The sequence below is a fragment of the Immundisolibacter sp. genome, assembly GCF_028696615.1.
Taxonomy (GTDB): Bacteria; Pseudomonadota; Gammaproteobacteria; order Immundisolibacterales; family Immundisolibacteraceae; genus Immundisolibacter.
In genome coordinates this window covers 1-7,805 of the sequence record NZ_JAQVGQ010000129.1, presented here as the reverse complement: position 1 = coordinate 7,805, position 7,805 = coordinate 1, and the positions used below count along the sequence as shown (strand labels likewise).

Genomic DNA, 7,805 nt, shown 5'->3' with positions numbered 1-7,805 from the left:
CGAGTCCGACATGGTGCTCATGCCGGACCCGGTCACTGCCGTGCTCGATCCGTTCACCGACGAGGTGACGCTGAACATCACCTGCGACGTGCTGGAACCGCACACCATGCAGGGTTACGAGCGCGACCCGCGCTCGCTGGCGCGCCGCGCCGAGGCCTACCTCAAGTCCACCGGCATTGCCGACACCGCGTTCTTCGGGCCCGAGCCGGAATTTTTCATTTTTGACGACGTGCGTTGGAACGCCGGCCTGTCCGGCTGCTTCGTGGAGATCGATTCCGAGGAAGCGCACTGGCGTTCCGGTGGCAGCTTCGACGCCGGCAACAAAGGCCATCGGCCGCGTGTGAAGGGTGGCTACTTCCCGGTGCCCCCGGTTGACTCGCTGCACAACATCCGCACCGCCATGGTGCTCGCCCTCGAAGAGATGGGCCTCGACGTCGAAGTCCACCACCACGAGGTCGCCACCGCCGGCCAGTGCGAAATCGGCACCAAGTTCAATACCCTGGTGCGCAAGGCCGACGAGGTGCAGCTGCTGAAATACGTGGTGCTGAACGTCGCCCACAACTACGGCAAGACCGCCACCTTCATGCCGAAGCCCGTGGTCGGCGACAACGGCAGCGGCATGCACGTGCACCAGTCGCTGTCCAAGGGCGGCGTGAACCTGTTCGCCGGCGACAAGTACGGCGGGCTGTCCGAGCTGGCGCTGTACTACATCGGTGGCATCTTCAAGCACGCGCGCGCCCTGAACGCCATCACCAACCCCGGCACCAACAGCTACAAGCGCCTGGTGCCCGGCTTCGAGGCGCCGGTGATGCTGGCCTACTCGGCCCGCAACCGCTCTGCGTCGGTGCGCATCCCGTGGGTGGCCAGCCCCAAGGCGCGGCGCATCGAGGTGCGCTTCCCGGACCCCAGCGCCAACCCGTACCTGGCGTTCTCGGCCCTGCTGATGGCGGGTCTGGACGGCATCAAAAACAAGATCCATCCCGGCGAGGCGCTGGACAAGAACCTCTACGATTTGCCGCCGGAAGAAGCCAAAGGGGTGCCGACGGTGTGCCATTCGCTGGACATGGCGCTCGATGCGCTGGACGCCGATCGGGACTTCCTGACCGCCGGCGGCGTGTTCACGGACGGCATGATCGACGGCTACATCGACCTCAAGATGGAGGAAGTCACGCGCCTGCGCATGACCACCCATCCGGTCGAGTTCGACATGTACTACAGCTGCTGACGGCCGTCCGCGGGGGTTGAAAATTCCGTCCACGGAAATTTTCAGCCCCCGCTGGCCCGGACCGGGAATCACCGCACAGGAATTTGCATGACAACGTCGCGCCTGACGCTTCACTGCCTGCTGGTCGGGGGGCTGCTGGCGCAGTTGCCGGCGGCAGGCGCGGCGACTCGCGTGTATCAGTCGAAAGCGGCCGACGGTTCGACGTTGTTCTCGGATCAGCCGAGCCCGCAGGCGCTGGAAATCGACGTAAAAGCCCCGCCTGCCGAGCCGGTCGGCGCACCGCTAAGCCCGCGCCCGCCCGCCGCGGCGCCGGCCGTCGACGAAGACAACGTCAAAACCATTTACACCACCCTCAAGATCACGGCGCCGAAAAACGACGACGTGTTCTGGTTTGCCGACGGGCCGGTCAAGGTTCAGACCCAGATCGAGCCGCCGCTCGCAAAAGGACACCTGTTGGTACCGATCCTGAATGGCGTCGCCCAGGGCGACGGCGTCGCCGGCAATGAGTTTGCGCTCAGCGGTCTCGATCCGGACACCTATGAACTGGCCGTCGTCATCCGCGACGCCAGCGGCCGCGAACTGAAACGCAGCGCGCCGGTTCGTTTCCACTTCAAGCGCCAGTCATTGAACCTGCCCGCTCGCCGCCCGCCAGCGCGTCCCTGACGCGGGTGCTGGCGACACGGCCTACCCCGTGATGCGCCGCATGCACACCTCGCCGGACAACAGTGCCCCCGCCGACGACCAGGTCGGACAACTGGTCTTGGACAATCTACAGACTGCGGTGGTGGTGATCGACGCCGAACTACGCGTCACTTATCTCAACCAGGCCGCCGAAGTGCTGCTCGGCGCCAGCGCGCGCCAACTGCGCGGCCAGCCGCTCGAATCGTTGCTGCACGTGCCGGGCCTGCCGGCGATGCTCACCGAAACCCTGCAGCGCCAGCAGCCGGTGCTGCAACACGACCTGCCGTTCGCGCCGCCGGGCGGCCCGGCAAAGCGTCTGGACTGCTGGCTGACGCCCCTCGATGCCACCGGATCGCACCGGCTAGTGCTGGAAATCGCCGCCACCGGCCCGCTCGGTGATGCCCAGCGCGAAAGCCAACTGCTGGCGCAGCAGGAAGCCAATCGGCTGATGCTGCGCGGCCTGGCGCACGAGATCAAAAACCCCCTCGGCGGCCTGCGCGGCGCCGCCCAGCTGCTCGAGCGCGAGCTGGCCGACCCGGACCTGACCGAGTTCACGCAAATCATCATCGGCGAGGCCGACCGCCTGAAGCACCTGGTCGACCGCATGCTCAGCTCCGAGCTCGCCCCAGAGATGGCACGTGTCAGCGTGCATGAGGTGCTCGAGCGGGTACGTACCCTGGTCGGCGCCGACCTGCCGCCTGACATCCGCATCGACTGCGACTACGACCCCAGCCTGCCGGATCTGTGGGCCGATCGCGAACAGCTGATCCAGGCGTTCCTGAACCTGGTGCGCAACGCCGTGCAGGCGGTGGACGAGGCCGGCTGCCGCCCCGGCCGGGTGCTGCTGCGCACGCGCGTGCGTCGGCGCGTGACCATCGCCGGCCGCCACCACCGCCTGCTGGTGCAAGTGGACGTGATCGACAACGGCCCGGGCGTGCCCGAGCACCTGCGCGAGCAGATTTTTCATCCTTTGATCACCGGCCGCCCTACCGGCACCGGGCTTGGCCTGTCGATCGCGCAATCACTGATCAGTCGGCACGAAGGCTGCATCAACTTTCACAGCGAGCCGGGAAACACCGTGTTTTCCGTGCTGCTGCCGATCGCGGGAGAACACCGATGAACCGCCAGGGACGCGTCTGGGTCGTGGACGACGACCGATCCATCCGCTGGGTGCTGTGCCGGGCGCTGCACAACGCCGGCTTTCAGGCCATCGAATTCGAAGACGCCGAACGCGCCAGCGCGGCGCTGGCCGGCGACGAGCCGGACGTGATCGTGTCCGACGTGCGCATGCCCGGGCGCAGCGGGTTCGACCTGCTGGCCGAGCTGCGCGAGCGCGCGCCGACGGTGCCGGTCATCATCACCACCGCCTATCCCGACCTCGACAGCGCCGTGTCGGCCTTCCAGGGTGGCGCTTTCGAACATCTGCCGAAGCCCTTCGACGTGGACGAGGCCGTCGACCTGGTCAGCCGCGCCCTCGCCCAGCGGCGCGAGGACGCCAGCACGCCGCAGCCGGCGGCGTCGACGGCGCCGTCGGACATGATCGGCTCGGCGCCGTCCATGCAGGAAGTGTTCCGCGCCATCGGCCGGCTGTCGCGCTCCAGCATCAACGTGCTCATCACCGGCGAGTCCGGCACCGGCAAGGAGCTGATCGCGCGCGCCCTGCACCGCCACAGCCCGCGCAGCGGCGGGCCGTTCATCGCGCTCAACATGGCCGCCATCAACCGCGAACTGCTCGAGTCCGAACTGTTCGGCCACGAGCGCGGTGCCTTCACCGGCGCCCAGGCGCTGCGGCGCGGCCGCTTCGAGCAGGCGCACGGCGGCACGCTGTTCCTGGACGAGATCGGCGACATGCCGGCCGAGCTGCAAACGCGACTGCTGCGCGTGCTGCAGGAAGGCGAGTTCTACCGCGTGGGCGCCCATGCGCCGCTGCAGGTGGACGTGCGCGTGATCGCCGCCACGCACCAGAACCTCGAGCAGCAGGTGCAGGCCGGCAAGTTCCGTGAGGATCTACTGCACCGCCTGAACGTGGTGCGCATCCGTGTGCCGCCGCTGCGCGAACGGCGCGAGGACATCCCGGCCCTGGTGCAGCATTTTTTAGCCCGGGCCGCACGGGAACTGCAGGTCGACTGCAAAACCCCGTCCGCCGAGGTGTTGGAGCGGCTCAGCCACTTCGACTGGCCGGGCAACGTGCGTCAGCTCGAAAACGTCTGCCGCTGGCTGACGGTGATGACGCCGACCCAGGTAATACGCGTCGATGACCTGCCGGACGAGGTCAGCGGCGCTCCCGCCAGCATCGACGATGACTGGCAAAGCGCGCTGCGGCGCAGCGCCATCAGCCTGCTGGCACGCGGTGAGCGCGGCGTGATGAACGATCTGACGCCCGCCTTCGAGCGGCTCATGATCGGCGTGGCTTTGGAGCGCACCGGCGGGCGCCGGCAGGATGCCGCCCTGCTGCTCGGCTGGGGCCGCAACACGCTCACGCGCAAGATCAAGGAACTGGGGATCGCCGACGAGTAGCCGGGGATTCTGGTGATGCTGAAAAATTCCATCCATGGAATTTTTCAGCTCGCTGCCGCGCGGTACAGGCCCGCGCGGCGCTCCATGACGCAACGCCTTACGGCGTTGCGTCGTGCCGGGGCATCGTGCCCCGGACAGAACCTCTGAGTAAAAACAGCCCCCTGGGCAGGCCGTTTTTCGACGGCCCGTCAGGCCAGCGCCGAATCGTCCAGCTCCAGCAGTAGCGGCGCATGATCCGAAGGCCGCTCGGCGCGGCGTAGCTCCAGCTCCACCCGGCAGCTGCGGCAAGCCGCCAGCAGCGGCGTGCTGACCAGGATGTGATCGATGCGAAGACCGTGGTTGCGGCGAAAGCCGCCGCCGCGGTAGTCCCACCAGGTGAACGCCTGCAGGTCCGGATTCAGGTACCGGAACGCGTCGTGCAAGCCCAACGCCGCAATACCGGCCAGCGCCTGCCGTTCGGCCGGACTGATCAGCACCTGACCTTCCCAGGCGGCCGGGTCGTGCACGTCGATGTCCGCCGGCGCGATGTTGAAATCGCCCATCACCAGCAGCTTTGGCCGGCGCTGCAGCGCCGTTTCCAGGTAATGGCGGAAATCGGCCAGCCAGTCGAGCTTGTAGGCGTATTTGTCCGAGCCGACGGCGCTGCCGTTGGGCACGTAGGCGTTCACCACGTGCAGGGCGCCGAAATTCGCCGCCAGAAAGCGCTTTTGCTCGTCGGCCGGCCGGCCGGGCAGCGCCAGCAGCGGCTCCTGTGCCGGCTGCCGGCTCAATAAGGCCACGCCGTTGTACGTGCGCTGGCCGGTGAACAGCGCCCGATAGCCGGCCGCCGCCAGCTCCGCCTGCGGGAACTCCTCGTCAACCAGCTTGGTTTCCTGCAGGCCGACGATGTCCGGCTGCGCCTTGGCAAGCCAGTCGAGCAACTGCGGCAGGCGCACGCGCAGGGAGTTGACGTTCCAGGTGGCGATCAGCATCGCCAGGGCAACCTGCGGTCCGAAGAAAACACCGTGCCAGCCCGCCGTTCAGCGTCGCCCCTGTCGCCGCGGCCCGCGGCCGGGTGCACGCGCCGGCTCGCCAGACCGAGCGGGCGTGGCCGCCGACGGCTCGTAACCGGGCAACACCTGCGGCGCAAGGCGCTGCTTGATGAGCCGCTCGATGCCCTGCAGCAGGTCCATCTCATCCGGCGCCACCAACGAAATGGCCCGCCCGTCATGGCCAGCCCGCCCGGTGCGACCGATGCGGTGCACGTAATCGGCGGGCACCTGCGGCAGGTCGTGGTTCACCACCAGAGGCAGCTGGTGGATGTCCAGACCGCGGGCGGCGATGTCGGTGGCTACCAGCACGCGCAGCTCGCCGCTCTTGAACGCCGCCAGCGCCCGCGTGCGTGCGCCCTGGCTCTTGTTGCCGTGGATGGCGGCGCTTTCGAGCCCATCTTTCTGCAGCTGCTCGGCCAGGCGGTTGGCGCCGTGCTTGGTCCGTGCGAACACCAGCACCTGGCGCCAATTGTTGCTGCCGACCATCCACGACAGCAGCTCGCGCTTGCGACCGTGATCGACGGCATACGCCTCCTGGGCGATTCGTGCGGCGGTAGTGTTGCGCGGCGCCACGTCGATCTGCGCCGGATCACGCAGAAACTGCGCCGCCAGCGCGCGGATGTCGGCCGTGAAGGTGGCCGAAAACAACAGCGTCTGGCGCGCCTTCGGCAGGCGCTCGACGATGCGGCGGATATCGCGGATGAAGCCCATGTCGAGCATGCGATCGGCCTCGTCCAGCACCAGGATCTCGACCGCGTCCAGCGCCACCGTGCCCTGCTGCAGGTGATCCAGCAGCCGGCCCGGCGTGGCGGTCAGCACGTCGAGGCCGCGCGCCAGCGCGGTGACCTGCGGATTGAAACCGACGCCGCCGAACACCACCGCGCTTTTCAGGCGCAGCTCGCGTCCGTAGTCGGCCACGCTGGCGCTGACCTGGGCGGCCAGCTCGCGGGTCGGCGTGAGGATCAGCGCCCGCACCGAGCGCGGGCGCAGCGGCCGCGACGACTCGGCCAGGCGCTGCAGCAGCGGCAGCGCGAAGCCGGCCGTCTTGCCGGTGCCGGTTTGAGCGGCGGCCAGCACGTCCTGGCCGGCCAAAATGACCGGCACCGCCTGCTGCTGAATGGGAGTGGGGTTGGCGTAGCCGCGTGCGGCAACGGCCCGACACAGCTCGGCACGCAGGCCAAGCGTCGCAAAGGGCATGGATAATCCTTCGTGATGAAGACCGCGCCGGGCGCACCGCATCAGCGGCCCCGAACGGGTCGAGACGACAGCGGCACCGTGGCGCCGCGTTGGACGGGCAGGGTCGCAATGCGGCGCCTGCCGGGAATGAGTGAGTTTACCCCAGCCCCGGCCGATCTGGCGCCGGTGGCCGCCGCGCGAGCACCAGCGGACCCATGACACACCCCACCCGGCGCAGCCATTACCAAGTTTTATACGTGCGACCGGATGCGCCCGACGCGGTGATAAACGCCGCCTATCGGGCGCTGCTACAAACCCGGCATGCGCACCCGCACGACCCCGACAGCCGCCAGCTGCACGAGGCTTATGCGGTGTTGTCCGACCCGAGCCGGCGCGCGCAGTACGATCGTCAGCTGGCCGACGCGACCGCCGCCCATTGCCAGTCGGCGGCAACGCAACGCCCGTCACCGGCGCTGAGCGCCTGTCCTTTTTGCGACACGCCCGTGCCGACACCGTCAGCCGGGCCACGCAGCCGCCGCTGTCCGTCCTGCGCCAGCCCCTTGTCCACACCACCCGCGGCGCGGCGCCTGAACGCCACCCGGCGCGCCTTCGAGCGGCAACCCATGGCCGCAACGGTGGAGTATTTCCTGCGCGGCGGCAGAGCGCCGCGCGCCGCCCGCTTGCACGATTTTTCACCCCGCGGGGCGCGGCTGACGGCCGATGAGCGCTTGCCTCCCGACACGCTCATGGCGCTCAAAACGCCGCTGTTCGACGCCCTGGCGCGGGTGGTCGACTGCCGGCCCAGTGCCAGTCCCGACCGGTACGAACTTGGCGTTGAATTCATCACCCTGGCCCTGACCGCCCCGGCCGGCAGCCTGCTGTCCATCCGCGCCTGAGGGACCAGAAACGCCCATCCGCAGTCGTGCGCGCTGGCCATGGCGTAAACCGGGCGGCGCCGCACCGGCTTTAACAGGCCGTTGAAAAACGGCCTGCGCCCGCGAGGCGGGATGCCTCGCGCGCAAATCAAATACGCAGGTATTTGATTTGTCGGAGCCGCGCCCGGACAGGTGCCGGGCGCGGCGAGTTGAAAAAGGGCAGGACTGCCCTTTTTCAACAGCCTGTTAACAGCAGCGGCGCAGCCGGCTCCACACCTCGTCCTGACAGCGGCGGAAATA

At 68.3% G+C, this 7,805-nt stretch carries 7 protein-coding genes; 5 read left to right on the top strand and 2 right to left on the bottom strand.

The window, feature by feature from the left end; genetic code table 11:
* From glnA to ntrC, 4 genes are all read left to right on the top strand, one after another.
* Positions 1–1,225, top strand: a 1,225-nt coding sequence (glnA, locus tag PHC73_RS09270) for a type I glutamate--ammonia ligase (protein WP_300127003.1), incomplete at its 5' end; no start/stop codon positions are given.
* Between the two features lie 87 nt (positions 1,226–1,312).
* Positions 1,313–1,888, top strand: a complete 576-nt coding sequence (locus PHC73_RS09265; RefSeq protein ID WP_300127001.1) for a DUF4124 domain-containing protein — start codon at positions 1,313–1,315, stop codon at positions 1,886–1,888.
* A 40-nt stretch (positions 1,889–1,928) separates the two neighbouring features.
* Positions 1,929–3,026: a nitrogen regulation protein NR(II) gene (gene glnL / locus PHC73_RS09260; RefSeq protein WP_300126999.1), complete on the top strand. Its 1,098-nt coding sequence runs from the start codon at positions 1,929–1,931 to the stop codon at positions 3,024–3,026.
* Entirely contained in the window at positions 3,023–4,423 is a 1,401-nt protein-coding gene (gene ntrC, locus PHC73_RS09255) for a nitrogen regulation protein NR(I) (protein WP_300126997.1), read from the top strand. The genes glnL and ntrC overlap by 4 nt, the downstream gene beginning before the upstream one ends.
* A 188-nt stretch (positions 4,424–4,611) precedes the next feature.
* On the opposite strand, the gene xth is transcribed toward ntrC, so the two are convergent.
* Both xth and PHC73_RS09245 read right to left on the bottom strand, forming a co-directional pair.
* Complete coding sequence (gene xth, locus PHC73_RS09250; RefSeq protein ID WP_300126995.1) at positions 4,612–5,394, bottom strand: exodeoxyribonuclease III; 783 nt, start codon at positions 5,392–5,394, stop codon at positions 4,612–4,614.
* A 48-nt stretch (positions 5,395–5,442) separates the two neighbouring features.
* A complete protein-coding gene (locus PHC73_RS09245; RefSeq protein ID WP_300126993.1) occupies positions 5,443–6,651 on the bottom strand; it encodes a DEAD/DEAH box helicase in 1,209 nt (402 codons plus the stop codon).
* Positions 6,652–6,845: 194 nt separating this feature from the next.
* Between PHC73_RS09245 and PHC73_RS09240 the strand changes: the two genes are divergently transcribed.
* Entirely contained in the window at positions 6,846–7,526 is a 681-nt protein-coding gene (locus tag PHC73_RS09240) for a DnaJ domain-containing protein (RefSeq protein ID WP_300126991.1), read from the top strand.
* The last annotated feature ends 279 nt before the right edge of the window (positions 7,527–7,805 follow it).

Excerpts from the sequence above, each read along its gene's own strand:
- PHC73_RS09245 (WP_300126993.1), bottom strand. The coding sequence starts at position 6,651 with ATGCCCTTTGCGACGCTTGGCCTGCGTGCCGAGCTGTGTCGGGCCGTT.
- xth (WP_300126995.1), bottom strand. The coding sequence starts at position 5,394 with ATGCTGATCGCCACCTGGAACGTCAACTCCCTGCGCGTGCGCCTGCCG.
- glnL (WP_300126999.1), top strand. The coding sequence starts at position 1,929 with ATGCACACCTCGCCGGACAACAGTGCCCCCGCCGACGACCAGGTCGGA.
- ntrC (WP_300126997.1), top strand. The coding sequence starts at position 3,023 with ATGAACCGCCAGGGACGCGTCTGGGTCGTGGACGACGACCGATCCATC.
- PHC73_RS09265 (WP_300127001.1), top strand. The coding sequence starts at position 1,313 with ATGACAACGTCGCGCCTGACGCTTCACTGCCTGCTGGTCGGGGGGCTG.
- PHC73_RS09240 (WP_300126991.1), top strand. The coding sequence starts at position 6,846 with ATGACACACCCCACCCGGCGCAGCCATTACCAAGTTTTATACGTGCGA.